The organism is Streptomyces sp. NPDC026515 (assembly GCF_055567595.1).
Map to the genome: position 1 here is coordinate 126,078 of NZ_JBVHQD010000021.1, position 14,427 is coordinate 140,504.

The following is a 14,427-nucleotide window of genomic DNA, read 5'->3' on the forward strand; positions in this document are numbered from 1 at the left end:
AGAGGCCACTGATCAGGACAAGGCGGAGCCGATCATGCGGGCGCGCCGGAACAGAGCCGCAGGCCAACCCGGAGCGGGGTCACCGCGCCGGCACCGCGCAAGAAGCCGATCACCGTCGAGCGGATCACTGTTCGGGGTGTACGCACAGATCCGCGACCTGTACCTGAAGTACCCCGGAATCCTGGCGATCCTGCTCGCAGCGACGGCGCCCGAGCCAGGATCAGGAAGGGGTGCTCAGCCACGAGGAACTGCTGGAACGCCTCACGGCACCGCCTGCGAGAAGCGTTCCAGCAGACTCGACGTCCTGCGGCCGAGCCGATCTCCGGCACCGGACACGACCGCTTCGAGTTCACCCTCCGCGCCCTCACCAACAGCCCGCGGCCCACCGCAGGTCGACCTGCGACGCGCGGTGACCGCCTGGCGTCGCCCCGGTCGCGGTTACGCGCCGGGCGGCGAGCAGTCGATGTCGGAAACCGTCGTGGCCGCCGAGGAGGCCGGGCCGGGTGCGGAGCCGGTGCGCTCGTCGAGGCCACGGGCGGCGTGGATCCGCAGCAGTCCCTCGATGCCACGCAGCAAGGTCTCGCCGGCAAGGACGGGGTCGCCGAGGTAACCCGCGCTCATCGCACCGTCCCGGAGCATGACGAAGTGCCGGCCGGCGTGGTCGGCCTCCGCAGTGGCGATCTCGGCGAACAGTCCGGTGATCGTCCGCAGGAACCAGGCGCGGTGCTGCACGACGGCACGGTGGACCGGGTGGCCGGGATCGGGGAATTCCGCTGCCGCGTTGAGGAAGGCGCAGCCGCGGTAACCGGGCGAGCGGATCTGCTCGACCAGGGACGCACCGATGCCCCGGAGGATGCCTTCGGTGGGCACGTCCGCCGCCATCAGGGAGTCGATCTGGGAGCGGATCGCCTGGTCGACGCCTTCGATGTAGGCGACGGCCAGGTCTTCCTTGCTGCGGAAGTGGCGGTAGAAGGTGGCGTTGGTGACCTTCGACTCGGCGACCAGGCGGTCGACGCCCACGGTGTGGATGCCCTCCGCGTAGAAGAGCTGCCCGGCGGTCTTCAAGAGCCGTTCCCGGGCCTCGGAGACCCGCCGGCCGGTGCCTGTCCCGGCTTCCGTCTGTGTCATGTCACCAGTGTACGGGGTAGAACGCTCTCTCTTGTTTTCTTGGGCGAGGCGTGCCAGGCTGCGACTAAGAGAGAACGTTCTCTCTATCTCACAGTCATTGGAGTACCCCATGGCATCCACGACCCCCGCCGAGCGCATCGGTGCCGCACCCGCCCTGCGTCGGCTCTACGCCGTCCGCTTCGCCTTCGCCGCCGCCTGGGCCGCGCTCCTGCTGGTGGCCGGCTCCGAGCTCACCACCGGGGCCAAGGTGCTGCTGTTCCTCTACCCCGCCTTCGACGTGGCCGCGGCCGTCGTCGATGCCAGGTCGGCTCGCACCTCCGGGCCGGTCAAGGGTCTGTACGCGAACATGGCCGTCAGCGTGCTCGCCGCCATCGGCGTGGCGGTCGCCGGCACCTCGGGCGTCGCCGACGTGCTCCGCGTCTGGGGCGCGTGGGCGGTCGTCTCCGGCCTCATCCAGCTGCTCGTGGGCGTCGCACGCCGGCCCATGGGCGGCCAGTGGGCCATGATCCTCAGCGGCGGCATCTCCGTCCTCGCCGGCGCGAGCTTCATCCGAAGCGCCGGCCAGGACGACCCCTCGCTGACCGCCCTCGCCGGTTACGCCACGCTCGGCGGGATCTTCTTCCTCGTCTCGGCGATCCGCCTGCCCCGCTCGGCCCCCGGGCACTGAACCTTGCCGGCCGAGGCCCGCGCCGTCCCCGGACCGGCGGCCCGCCGCCCGACGGGCCGTCAGGCCGTCAGGCCGTCAGGCCGTCAGGCCGTCAGGCCGTCAGGCCGTCAGGCCGTCAGGCCGTCAGGCCGTCAGGCCGTCAGGCGGCGGGTGCCCTTGAGGGCGGTGAGGACCTGCCTGGCCGCGCTGACGCTGGACTGCGGGTTCTGGCCCGTGATCAGGTTGCCGTCGACGACCACGGTGTCCGACCAGGGGGAGCCGGTCTCCACGAGCGCGCCACGCTCCGCGAGCCGGCTCTCCACCAGCCACGGCGCCGCGTCGCCGAGGCCGCCCTGGCGCTCCTCCTCGTCGGTGAAACCGGTGAGGGTGCGGCCCGCGAAGACGAAGGTGCCGTCCGCGCGCTCCGCGCTGAGCAGGGCGGCCACACCGTGGCACAGGGCGGCAATGGTTCCGCCACGGCCGTCGGCCTCGGTGAGCAGGGCGCCGAGCTCGGCGCTGGCGGCGAGGTCGGCCATCGGGGCGTGACCGCCGGGCAGGAAGAGGGCGTCGTAGTCGATGCCGTGGACGGCCGCCAGGTCGAGCGGAGCCGCCAGTTCAGCGTCGATGGACTCCAGATACGCCCGGAAGGCTTCGCCGGCGGCCGGATCCACGCCACCGCGCTCGTCCAGGGAGATCGGGTCGACCGTCGGCCGGACACCGCCGGGCGTGGCGATGTCGACCTGGTGACCGGCCTCGACCAGTACGCGGTGCGAGGCGGCGACCTCCTCGGCCCAGTAGCCCGTGGAGTGGGCGGTGCCGTCGGCCAGGATCAGGGTGTCGGAAGCCGAGATGACCATCAGGATCTTCGCCATGGGAAACGGACCTCTTCTCAAAGGGGGACGTGGCTCGCTGTTTACGTCCCTCGGTCGGTGACGCCGTCCAGCCTCCATCAGATCCGCTCTGCGATCACGTCCTGCCCATAAGATTGCTTATGTATCGTGGGTTGCGTGACCGACCTCGATCTGCTGACGACCTTCCTGGAGATCTACCGCCGCGGCTCGCTGACCGCCGCCGCCGGTGCACTGGGCGTCTCGCAGCCCGCCGTCAGCGGACAACTCGCCCGGCTCGAAGAGCAATTGGACGACAGCCTGTTCACCCGGTCACGCCACGGCGCCCGTCCCACCGCCCAGGCGCACGAGCTCGCCCGCCGGATCGGACCCCACCTGGACGGCCTGCGCCAGGCACTGGCCGAGGACGCCGGCGAACAGGCCTTCCAGGGCACCGTACGACTCGGCGCGCCAGGCGAGTTCACGCAGGCCCGGCTGCTGCCCGCGCTCGCCCCGCTCAGCCGCCACGGCCTGGTCCTGCACTTCACCCTCGGCCTCTCCGAGCCGCTGCTCGTCTCCCTCGCCGAGGGCGGCCTTGACCTGGTGATGTCCTCCGTCCGGCCGTCGGCGAAGTTGCGCGGTCTGACCGCGGCGCCCTATGTGGACGAGGAGTTCCTCCTCGTGGGCACGCCGACCGCGGCCCGCTCCGTCGACCCGCGGCGGCTCGCCGAGGATCCCGTCGCAGCCCTCGCACATCTGCCGCTGGTGGCCTACGCGGCGGAACTGCCCATCATCCGCCGGTACTGGCGAAGCGAGTTCCGCCGCCGGCCGCCCAACCCCGTGTCCGTCCTGGTGCCCGATCTGCGGGCCGTCCTCACGGCCGTGATCGCCGACGCGGGGATCTCGGTCCTTCCCCGTTATCTGGCCGAACCGGCGCTCAACGCGGGCTCCTTGGAGCAGCTGCACCGCACCGAGGTGCCACCGCTCAACACCCTCTACCTCGTGACCCGCTCCGAGCCCGCCGAGCCCGCCGTCGAACTCGTCCGACGTCGGCTCCTCGAACACGCCACCACGTGGGGGCCGCTCTGACCACTGGACGTCAGGCGGTGGGACGGGATGCGGCGGGGCGCGTGCGCAGGAGCAGGAAGTACGGGGCAGGAGGGAGTGAAGTGGCTGCCTCACCGGGATCCTGAACGCCCCGGCCCGGGCCCCACATGATGTCCACATCCCGTACAACTTGTGGCTGTTCTTCACCAGGCTCCCTGCGCTAGGCTCATTCGCCGTCGTCCTCCGCCTGTGGCAAGACCACCGATCACGACCGACACGGCGGTCCGGCCGGCTTCCACCTGGCGTTGTCGAGTGCACCCGGGAGAGAAGCACAGCCGTGAACAACGTGGATGCGCCCGTGCGGGACGCGCGCGGTCCGGCCGGGCCGGACGTCCCGCGCTCCAGTGAACTTCAGACCCTGCTCGCCGAGGGCACCGTCGCCGTCGTCGACGACGGTGATCTGCGCACCGGCCGTGACCGCTTCGAACGCGCCTACCGGATCGCCGAGTCGATGGGCGATGAACGGGCCATGGCGGTGGCCGCACTCGGCTTCGGCGGCCTGTGGGTGCACGAGCACCGCACGGTCGCCGGCTCGGTCCTCCTGGAGTCGCGGCTACGCCGGGCCCTGGAGCTGCTGGATCCGCGGTCCTCCCTGGCGCTGCGGCTGCGGATCCGGCTGGCCGGGGAGGGCGACTACCGCGGCAGCGACAACACGGCGGTACTGACACTGCTCAAGCAGGCGAGGTCGCGGCCGAACCCGATGGCGCGTGCGGAGGCCCTGAGCCTGACCCATCACTGCCTGCTCGGGCCGGAGCACGGCTCGCTTCGCCGGGAACTGGCCGCCGAACTGGTCGCGGAGAGCTTCCGTACCTCCCGCCGCAGCGATCTGCTGATGGGCCTGCTGTGGCAGACCGTCGACATGTTCCTGGAGGGTGACCCGCACGCGGAACGCTGCCTCGCGGAACTGCGCGGCCTGCTCGCCGAGCGGGACCATCTCGCGGTGGGCTTCGTCGTGAGCGCGATGGAGGTCATGCTCGCGGTCCGCGCCGGCCGCCTCGACCAGGCCGAGACACTGGCACGTGCGTGTGCCGAGCGCGGGGCGGCCTCCGGAGATGTCAACACCACGGTGTGGCATGCCGCGCAGCTGGTGACCATCCGCTGGTACCAGGGCCGGGTGGTCGAACTGGTGCCGCTGCTCGGCGAGGTGGTCAACTCCCCCACGTTGAGCGCCGTGGACGATCACGCCCAGGCGGCACTGGCGGTGGCCGCGGTGACGGCCGGGGACCGGCGGAAGGCGGTCAGCGCGCTGGCCACGCTGTGCGGCCGTGACCTCGGCGACCTGCCGAGGTCGAGCAGTTGGATGGTGACGATGCACGGTGTCGCCGAGGCCGCCTACCTCCTCGACGACGCCCACACGGCGGCGCGGGTCTATGAGTTGCTGAGTCCGTACGGGCACCTGCCGATGGTGGGCAGTCTCGCCATCTCCTGCTTCGGATCGGCCCACCACGCGCTCGGCGTCGCCGCGTTGACCATGGGAGACGTCGACCGGGCCGTGACCCATCTGCGGGACGCCGTACGGCAGAATCTCGCCCTCGCGCACTGGCCCGCGGCGACGGCCTCCCGGGACCGGCTCGCAAAGACACTCGAACGGGCCGGCCGGCAGGCCGAGGCCGACGCCGTCCGTGAGGAGTTCGCGGTGACCGCCGAGGAGGCCGCGCCGGCACCGTCGGGGATCGACGGGCGTGAGGGCGCGGGTCCGCGAGGCGAGGACGGGCGCCGGCGGCCCGAGGCGTTCTGTACCCGGGTGGGCCGCAAATGGCGGATCGACTTCGGCGGGCGCAGCGTCCTGGTGGAGCACAGCGTGGGGATGCTCCATCTGGTGGTCCTGATGGCCAACCCGCGCCAGGAGATCCGGGCCGTCGACCTCGTGGCGGGGCCGGCCGCGCTCAACGGGACCGCCGAGCACACGGCCCTGTCCGGGCAGCCGGTACTGGACCGGGTGGCGACGCAGGAGTACCGCAACCGTCTGGCTCGGCTGCGTACCGAACTGGATGAACTCAAGGCGGCCGACGACCAGGAGCGCGCCGCCGCGGCCCAGGCCGAACACGACTGGCTGATGAACCAGTTGGCGGGTGCCACGGGCCTGGGGGGACGCGCCCGCCGCTTCGCCGAGGGCGAGGAGCGCTCCCGGGTCGCGGTGAGCAAGGCCGTCCGCCGGGCGCTGGACCGGATCGCGGCGGCCGATCCGGTCATCGGTGAACACCTGCGGCACGCGGTGCACACCGGGGTGCGGTGCTCGTACTGGCCCGAATGACGACCACGGCGTGGTGCACCACCGAGCGATCGCCGGCCCGGTCCCCGACCGTCCGATGCATCGCTGGAGGGGCCGCCACCGCGCTTGCTCGGCATGGGCGCGCTCGACGCGGATCCGCTCCGCGGGCCACGTGCTTCTGACGGGGTAACGCCGGTGCTTCTCAGTGGTGGATGCGGGCGTGGCGAAGAGCCCAGAGGTGTCGGTTGCCCGGCGGCACACCCCACCGGTACGGGTGTCGGACGGGGTGGCCCGTCAACAGCGGTCGCTGGACGAGGAGTTGCGACCCACGCTCTCCGCAGGGGCCGTCAGTCCCGCTGGGCGGCGAACAGCTCCAGGTGTGCGCAGGTGGGGCAACGATAGGCATCGATCTGCCAGCGTGGTCGGCCCATCCTTCTGGCGCCGCCGAGCGGGCCTCGCCGAAGGGGGCCCGCGATCCACCGCGCGAATCCGGGAGAGCCCTGTCCGGAGTCCTCGACGAAGCCCGGCTCCAGCCCCACCGCACCGCACTGGGTGCACCGTATGTTGTCCATCGTGGGAGTGTATTGAGCTGCTGCGGGTGCGGGTGATGGGGGCCGGTTCCCGTCGCCCCCACCTCCGTCCCGACGATTTACCCTCCCGCTCAGGAACGTGCGGTGGCTGATGAGGCAGAATCTGGCGCGGCGGGGCGCGGCCGGGCGGGGAGCGAAGTGGAGCCATGACGGGGATGGACGCACCGGCCAAGGACGGTCCGGGCGCGACGGGACTCGGCCCCGAACCGGCGAGCAGCCCTGAGACGCTGCTCGCGGCAGCCACCCGCGCCCTCGTCGTCGAGGGTGACCTGCGGACCGGCCGGCAGCGGTTCGACGCGGCCTACCGGATCGCCGAATCGACCGGTGACGCCGAGGCGATGGCCGTCGCGGCGGTCGGCTTCGGCGGTCTCTGGGTCCACGAACACCGCACCGTCGCGGGTTCCGCGCTGCTGCGGTCACGGCTGCGTCACGCGTTGTCGCTCCTCGCCCCGGACTCCCCGCTCGCCCTGCGGCTGCGGGTCAGGCTCGCCGGGGAGACCGACTACCGGGCCGGTGAGCACGCAGCGGTACTCGCCCTGCTCGACGAGGCCAGACTGTCGGCCGACCCGGTGGCGCGGGCCGAGGCCCTCAGCCTCGCTCATCACTGCGTGCTGGGCCCGGACCACGGGGTCTTACGCCGAAGGCTGTCGGTCGATCTCGTCGCGGAGAGCTTCCGCACCGCACGCCACAGCGACCTGCTGATGGGCCTCCTCTGGCAGACGGTGGACCTGTTCCTCGACGGCGATCCGCACGCCGAGCGCCGCCTGGCCGAGTTGCGGGACCTGCTGGCCGAGCGGGATCACCTTGCGGTCGGTTTCGTGGTGAGCGCGATCGAGGTGATGCTCGCCATCCGGGCGGGCCGCCTCGACCAGGCCGAGACACTGGCACGTGCGTGTGCCGAGCGCGGGGCGGCCGCAGGTGACGTCGACGCCACGGTCTGGCTGGAGGGGCAACTGCTCACCATCCGGTGGTATCAGGGGCGCGTCCACGAACTGCTGCCGCTCCTCGGGGGTCTGGTGCACTCCCCCGAGCTCAGCCCGGTGGACAACCATGCCCTGGCCGCACTCGCGGTGGTGGCGGCGGTGGCCGGGGACCGGCGCACGGCGGTCGGCGCGCTGGCCACGCTGTGCGGCCGCGACCTTGCCGGTCTGCCGCGTTCGAGCACCTGGCTGGTCACCATGAACGGCATCGTGCAGGCCGCGTACCTGCTCGACGACGGGGAGGCGGCGGCGCGCGCGTACGACCTGCTGAGCCCCTTCGGTCACCTGCCCATGATGGGTAGCCTCGCCGTCACCTGTCTCGGCTCGGTGCAGCACGCTCTCGGGGTCGCTTCGTTGACCACGGGAGATCCGCACAGGGCCGTCGGGCACTTCCGGGCGGCCGTGCGGCACAACCTCGCACTGGCGCACTGGCCCGCGGTCACGGCCTCCCGGCAGATGCTCGCGCAGGCCCTCACCCGCCGGGCCCTGCCGGACGACGACACCGCCGCCCGGCGCGAACTGGCCGCCGCCGCGGAGGAGGCCGCGGCGCTGCGGGACGCCGGGCGGCCCGGCGAGCCGGACAAAGAGCCGCCGCAGGCGGAGGCGACATGTGTCCGCCAGGGCCGGAAGTGGCGCATCGGTCTGGGCCGCAGGAGCCTGCTCGTCGAGCACAGCATCGGCATGTTCCATCTCGCGGTGCTCGTCGCCAACCCGCGTCAGGAGATCCGGGCCGTCGACCTGGTGGCGGGGCTGTCCCTGCTCGACGGTGCCGCCGGGAGAAGTGCCCTGGCGCAGCAGCCGGCGCCGGACCGGGTGGCGGTGGACGAGTACCGGCGTCGCCTGACAGGGCCGCGTTCCGAGGCGGCCGGCCTGGAGCCGCGGAGCGACGAACGAGCGCGGATCGCCGTGGGCAAGGCGATCCGCCGCGCGCTGCAACGGATCACGGATGCTGATCCGTTGATCGGCGAGCACCTCGGCCATACCGTGCACACCGGCTCACGGTGCTCCTACTGGCCGACGTGACGTACGTCCAGGACCGGATGGAGAATCCCTCGGGCCCGACGGTGGTGGCGCACGTACCCGGCCGGCCGGCAGTCCGCGGGCGGTCCGCGTCACAGTGCGGTCAGCGTCTGCCAGGTCGTGGACGCGACAACCCCGTCCGCCGGCAGGCCGTGGGCGGACTGGAAGGCCTGCACCGCGCTCCCCGTGGACGGACCGAAGGCGCCGTCCACGCTCAGCGCGGCCCCGTGGGCGTTGAGCTGGCGCTGCAACGCCGTCACCGCGGGCCCGCTGCCGCCCTGCTGCACGGCGACGGCCAGGGCCCGCCAGGTCGCGGCGCCGATGATCCCGTCGGCGGGCAGACCGCGGCTGGACTGGAAGGACCGCACCGCGCTGCCGGTGGAGGGTCCGAAGGCGCCGTCCACGCTCAGCGCGGCTCCCCGGGCGTTGAGCAGGTGCTGCGCGGTCCAGACCCGCTCACCGCCCGCCCCCTGCTGAACCACCGGCCAGCCCGCGCTCGGAAGCGGGGTACCACGGCCGGCGGGCAGGGAGAAGGGAGCGGGAAGGAGCAGCTGTGTGTTGCGGGCGTCGGCCGTTCCACGGCGCTTGCCGATGCCGGCCGCCACCGCCTGGAGGTCGTTGGCCGCCAGCTCGCGTCCCAGCGAGGCCAGCGCGGCGGGGGTGCTGGTGTCCCCGTTGCACGACAGCGGTGCGTCGGAGTCCACCATGGTCGTGAAGATCGACAGGAGGCCGCCGCCCTCGGCGATCTCGAAGATCCGGCTCTGGATGGGCCAGTCGATGTGCGACGCCGTGTTCACCTCCCAGAAGCCGTTGCCGAGGGCGGACGGCCAGGAGGTCTTGTGGGCCGAGATGTTGTTGGTGTGGGTGTGGCCGTCGACCATGAGGATCACGTTCGGGAAGCGCAGCAGCAACTCGCGGAGTTCCGTGCCGCCGTAGGGAGAACCGCTGTCCGTGTTGTCCATGGAGTCGAGCGTGTGATGGCAGCAGATGACGATGAGTTTGTCGGTCACGCCGGGCTGGGTGACCACCGTCCTGGCCCTGGTGCCGTCGGAGTCGTCGAGTTCGTAGCGTGAACTGTTCGCCTTGAGCTGGGCGTTCAGCCAGTTCCACTGGTCCGTGTCGATGGCGCCGTCGGCACCGCCGCTGGTGTTGGTCGTGTCCAGCACCAGGAACTGGAGTACGTCGCCGGTCCCCGAGGGAATCGCGTAGTAGCCCCTGTCGCTGCCGGAGGTGAAGCCGTGACCACGCGGGACACCGGTGGTGTTGAAGTGCTCCGCGATGAAATCGCTCCGGGCGAGCAGCCGCCGGGACGGGTCCGGCGTCACGTGCGCGGTCCGGAGGGTGAACTCGCCCGTCAGTACATCCTCCAGCAGGTCCAGATAGTACGTCGCGGTGTTGTCGAACACGTCCGGGACGCCTTCGATCTCCGTGAGTTTGGTGGAGCCGGTGGCGACGCTCTTGAGCGGGTCGAAGGGGAGGAAGTCGATCGGTACGTTGCCCTGGACGAGCGCGTCGTGGTTGCCGTAGGCGGCGTACCAGGGCATGCCCAGCCCGGTCGCCGTGAACGGTCTGCGGGCGGCGTTCAGCAGGCCGCTCACGACGGGAAAGCCGTGCTGGGCGTTGTTGTCGGGCGGAGTCTGCCGTGCTTCGGGATGCCAGTAGTGGGTCTCCGTCCCGAACTGGCCGCCGGACACGCTCTCGTCCTTGGTGAGGTCACCGGAGTCCGGGCGCACCGTATTGCCGTCGAGCAGATCGATGTACCAACGCGACTCGTTGTACTGGCAGTTGTCGACGGCGTCGCCCGTGACCACGGTGAAGGCCAGCGGTGCGCTCGTTCGCGGCCCGCGCAGGACCTGCCGGACGGCGCGGCACATCGCGTCGGTCGTCTGCGTCGAGAGGAACTCATGTGCTCGGTAGGCCGATTCGGTCGGGTACGAGTTGTAGTGCGGAGGTCCGTAGTCCGCGAGCCGGTCCAGACACTCGACCCGCAGCGGCGACTGGTCGTCGACGATGTGCAGGTCGGACATCTGGGCGAAGGCGAACAGGGACCGGGTGACCTGCGGCGAGGTGGTGAGGGTGAAGTCGTTCCGGACGATGTGCGGTTCGCCGGGCCCGCTGACCACGCCGTGGTATCCCAGGCCCAGATCGGGGCCGACCTGCACGGTCTGGTCCAGGGTGGTGAGGCCGAACGCGGTGCCGGTGCCCAGGGGCGGCGATACGGCACGGGCGACGGCGCGCAGACCGCCGACGTCGATGGCCGCGGCCACCACGGCCACACCGGCGGCGGTCAGGATCCTGCGTCGGGAGATTGCCATGTCGATTCCTTCGCGGTAACCCGCGCGGGTGGCGGCCCTGCCGCTGGGCGGCGCCGCCACCCGCGTTCAGGCGGACGAGCGGGACGGTTCAGGTGTCGCCGGGCCGGTCACAGGCCGATGATGCTGTGCGTGGCACGCAGCTGGAACTGGCAGGACTCCCAGGCCGACCAGCCGGTGCTGCTGGGGTCGGTCTGCGTGCAGTGGTAGAGCGTGCCCGTGTCGTCGACGGCGAACAGCTCGATCTTCCCGGCCCCGTTGCGCTCGGCGGCGACGTGGCGCATCCGCAGCGTGGTGCCGCCGTACTGGGTGGAGATCTGGGCCCAGGACTGCCAGGTGCCGGCGGCGGGGGCGGTCTCGAAGCGGCGCCAGAGCATCCCGTCGGGATTGGTGCCGAAGATCGCCAGGCGACCGTCGAGGTTGCGGGCCATGTCGATGGAGTCGAGGATGCCGTCGACCGGGAACACCCCGCCCCATTCGCTCTCCGTCTGCGCGTTGGCGACGTTCATCCTGCGCTGGATGAGGAGGCCGTCCTCCTTGATCGCGACCAGCACGGCGCGTCCGTCGGAGCCGGTCTCGACGGCGAGCTGGATCGCGGTGCCGCCGAGCTGGGTCCAGGGCGTGAACCAGCCGTTGGAGGGGGTGTCGTCGTTGAGGAAGTCCTGCCAGCGGTGGCGGATGGTGTTGTCGTTGCGGGTCGCGTAGACCTGCATGCCGCCCCACTGGTCCTGGACGGCGCTCACCGAGGTGAAGGCGGAGTCGAACGACTGGGCCGCCGTGTAGGTGGCGCTGCCCACGCCGGTCTGCGCGCGACGGTTCACGAAGCCGTTCTGGTCGATGGCGAACACCTCGACCCGGCCGTCCTGGTGGGTGCCGGCGGTGACGCAGCGCCACCCCGGACCGGTCGCGAGCTTCGTCCAGGGCTGGAGGGTGCCGCCGACGGTCTGCTGGCTGGTGGTCCACAGATTGCCCTGTGCGTCCGTGCCGAACAGCTCCAGCCGCCCGTCCTTGTTGCGGGCCGTGGCGATCGGGGAGCCGAACGGGAGCGGCGCGTGCAGCGGGAAGGGGGCCGGCAGCAGGAGTTGGGTGTTGCGGTCCTGGTCGACGCCCATGCGGTTGGTGATGCCGTGGCTCACCTCCTGGGGGTCGTTGGTGGCCAGCTCCCGTGCCAGGGAGGCGAGTTGCGCGGGGGTGCTGGTGTCGCCGCCGAAGGAGAGGGGTGCGGCGGGATCGACCATGGTGGTGAAGATCGAGAGGGTGGCGGGACCGGCGGAGGAGCCGAACTCACCCGCGTTCTGCGCGTCCGGGCTCGCCATGATCTCGATGATGCGGCTCTGGATCGGCCAGTCGATGTGGGAGGCGGTGGAGATCTCCCAGAAGCCGCCGGATATCGGGCTGGAGGCGGGTGTCGGATGGGGGACGATCTTGTTGGCGTGGGTGTGCCCGTTGACCATGGCGATCACGTTCGGGTAGCGCAGCAGCAGCGACTTGAGTTCGTCGCCGGTGTGCCGGTCCCCGAAGATGCCGCCGAAGATGCCGTCGTCGAGGTTGTCCATGGTGTTGAGCGTGTGGTGACAGAACAGGACGTACATCTTGTCCTGCACACCGCTCTGCGTGACGATGTGGTTGTTGGTGTCCACGTACCGGGAGCTGTTGGCCCTGAGCTGCTGTTCCAGCCAGTTGAGCTGATCGGTGTCGATCGACCCGCCCGCGGCACCGGAGCCGAACCCGTCGGTGTTGGTGTTGGTGGAGTCCAGGGTGATGTAGCGGACGAGGTCGCCGGAGCCGGACGGAATGGCGTAGTAGGCCTTGTCGACCCCGACGCCCTGGAAGCCGTGGCCGACCGGCAGTCCGGCGGTGTTGAAGTGGTCCTGGATGAACGCCTTGCGGGTGAGCAGCCGCCGGTTGGGGTCCGCGGCGACCCGGGTCCCCTCCAGGTCCCAGGCGACCATCAGCTTGCCGAAGGTGCCGAGGTCGCTGTAGTTGTCGGGCAGGTCGGCGGAGGTGCCCGTGGTCTTGGACGATCCGACCGTCATGCCCCGCACGTCGACGAGGTTGTTGTCGATGGGTTCGTTGCCCTGCCACAGGCCGTCGTGGTTGCCGTACGCCGCGTACCAGGGCATGCCCAGGCCGTGGGAGACGAACGGACGACGGGCCGCGCCCACCACTCCGCTCGCGTCCAGCAGGCCCGGAACGTAAGGGAATCCGAGCCCTGACGTGCCGGTGTACTGGTTGCCCGGCACCTGCTGCGGGGGCACCGACGGGTAGTAGTAGTGGTTGTCCGCGGTGCCGCCGCTGGTCAGGGCGCCGCCGGCGAAGCTCTGGTCCAGGCCGATCTGTCCGGAGTCCGGGACGATGGTCTGGCCGCCGTCCAGCAGGTCGATGTACCAGCGGTTCTCGTTGTGCTGGCAGTTGTCGATCGCGTCGCCGGTGACGATGGTGAACTGCAGGGGCTTCCTGCTCCGCGGGCCCTTGCCGATCCCGGCGATGGCCTGGCACATCGCGTCGACGACCTGGGTCGAGAGGAACTCATGGCCGCGGTAGGCCGAATCGGTGGGGTACGAGCCGTAGTGCGGGGCACCGGCGTCGGCGTAGCGGTCCATGAACTCCAGGCGGGCCGGCGACTGGTCGTCCACGATGTGCAGGTCGGTCATCTGCGCGAACGCCGCCAGCGCCAGCGTCGGCGGGCCGAAACGGTTCCAGAGGTCGGTGCGGATGGTGTGCGGCTCCCCCGGCCCCGCGACGATCCGCTGGTAGCCGGCGCCCTGGGCGTAACTCGCCCGCTGCACCGTCTGGTCCCACGTGGTCACCACCCGTACGTCCGCCGCGGAGGCGGCCGCCGCCTTGCCGGTGCCGACCGCACTCGCGGCCTCGGCGGCCGCACCAAAACCGCCCGCGTCGATGGCCGCCGCCACCACGGCCACTCCGGTCGTCGTCAGTAGCGTTCTTCGCGAGATACCCACGCCATGTCTCCCAGGAGAGGTCCGACCCCGTCTCCTCCTGGGCGTTCCATTCCGTTCCGCCTCGTTCCACAGGCGTGTCCGCCAGCGGCCGGGGCGCCAGGGGCGTCGGCCGCAAAGCCCTCCGACTTCAGTTCCTCGAGCACTGCGCGCAGGAAACGTACGGTCTCGGGTGCGCACTTCCGCGGAGCCCCGACGGCCTGCCTGGTCTCCTTGAACCGGTCCTCGGTCAGCCGGACCCGGTCCGCGTGTTCCGCGACGAACGCCGTCATCGGCTGGCGGATCCCTGCCGCGGCCTCCAGGCCCCGCGCCGGGAAGACCTCCACGCCCTCCTCACCACGTACCACGGCTGCGTGCCGAAGAGTTCGACTCAGACAGAGTTCACCACGTGGGGCGCGGTGAAGGCGGCCTCCGCCTCCCGTGCCGGTTCGACCGCGAGGAAACACAGATCCGCCCGGTTCGATGCCATGGGACGGACGACTTTCGCGCGGCGTCGAAGCAGACGAGCTCCACCGGTACTCCCGGACGGCGGCCGATCTCGCGGGCGATGTCCACCGTGACGCCGGCAGGCTCCGCTGAAGTGCCCTGCGAAGCCACGTCCTCAACGACGTTCGCGGTCACGATCCCCATGGGGCGCAGTGCAGG

At 71.1% G+C, this 14,427-nt stretch carries 9 protein-coding genes; 4 read left to right on the plus strand and 5 right to left on the minus strand.

Annotated features, from left to right (window positions below; genetic code table 11):
- Positions 1 to 438: 438 nt before the first annotated feature.
- A complete protein-coding gene (locus ACZ4O3_RS35185) occupies positions 439 to 1,128 on the minus strand; it encodes a TetR/AcrR family transcriptional regulator (protein WP_362732575.1) in 690 nt (229 codons plus the stop codon).
- A 109-nt stretch (positions 1,129 to 1,237) separates the two neighbouring features.
- Between ACZ4O3_RS35185 and ACZ4O3_RS35190 the strand changes: the two genes are divergently transcribed.
- Positions 1,238 to 1,795, plus strand: a complete 558-nt coding sequence (locus ACZ4O3_RS35190) for a hypothetical protein (protein WP_467726231.1) — start codon at positions 1,238 to 1,240, stop codon at positions 1,793 to 1,795.
- 131 nt (positions 1,796 to 1,926) lie between these two features.
- On the opposite strand, the gene ACZ4O3_RS35195 is transcribed toward ACZ4O3_RS35190, so the two are convergent.
- On the minus strand, positions 1,927 to 2,646 hold the full coding sequence (locus ACZ4O3_RS35195) for a type 1 glutamine amidotransferase domain-containing protein (protein ID WP_467726233.1): 720 nt from the start codon (positions 2,644 to 2,646) through the stop codon (positions 1,927 to 1,929).
- A gap of 135 nt (positions 2,647 to 2,781) precedes the next feature.
- On the opposite strand from ACZ4O3_RS35195, the gene ACZ4O3_RS35200 reads away from it, so the two are divergent.
- Positions 2,782 to 3,690, plus strand: coding sequence for a LysR family transcriptional regulator (locus ACZ4O3_RS35200; protein WP_362720703.1), 909 nt, complete (start codon positions 2,782 to 2,784; stop codon positions 3,688 to 3,690).
- 295 nt (positions 3,691 to 3,985) lie between these two features.
- Entirely contained in the window at positions 3,986 to 5,962 is a 1,977-nt protein-coding gene (locus tag ACZ4O3_RS35205; RefSeq protein ID WP_467726235.1) for a hypothetical protein, read from the plus strand.
- Between the two features lie 305 nt (positions 5,963 to 6,267).
- Here ACZ4O3_RS35205 and ACZ4O3_RS35210 read toward each other — a convergent pair whose 3' ends face one another.
- A complete protein-coding gene (locus ACZ4O3_RS35210) occupies positions 6,268 to 6,492 on the minus strand; it encodes a hypothetical protein (RefSeq protein WP_362731720.1) in 225 nt (74 codons plus the stop codon).
- A 164-nt stretch (positions 6,493 to 6,656) separates the two neighbouring features.
- On the opposite strand from ACZ4O3_RS35210, the gene ACZ4O3_RS35215 reads away from it, so the two are divergent.
- Positions 6,657 to 8,513 carry a hypothetical protein gene (locus ACZ4O3_RS35215; protein ID WP_467726237.1) on the plus strand — a complete coding sequence of 619 codons (1,857 nt, stop codon included), beginning with the start codon at positions 6,657 to 6,659 and terminating at the stop codon, positions 8,511 to 8,513.
- Between the two features lie 89 nt (positions 8,514 to 8,602).
- Here ACZ4O3_RS35215 and ACZ4O3_RS35220 read toward each other — a convergent pair whose 3' ends face one another.
- Together ACZ4O3_RS35220 and ACZ4O3_RS35225 are read right to left on the minus strand one after the other, a co-directional pair.
- Entirely contained in the window at positions 8,603 to 10,825 is a 2,223-nt protein-coding gene (locus tag ACZ4O3_RS35220; protein ID WP_467726238.1) for a TIGR03767 family metallophosphoesterase, read from the minus strand.
- 107 nt (positions 10,826 to 10,932) lie between these two features.
- Entirely contained in the window at positions 10,933 to 13,785 is a 2,853-nt protein-coding gene (locus tag ACZ4O3_RS35225; protein ID WP_362720754.1) for a TIGR03767 family metallophosphoesterase, read from the minus strand.
- Between the last annotated feature and the right edge of the window lie 642 nt (positions 13,786 to 14,427).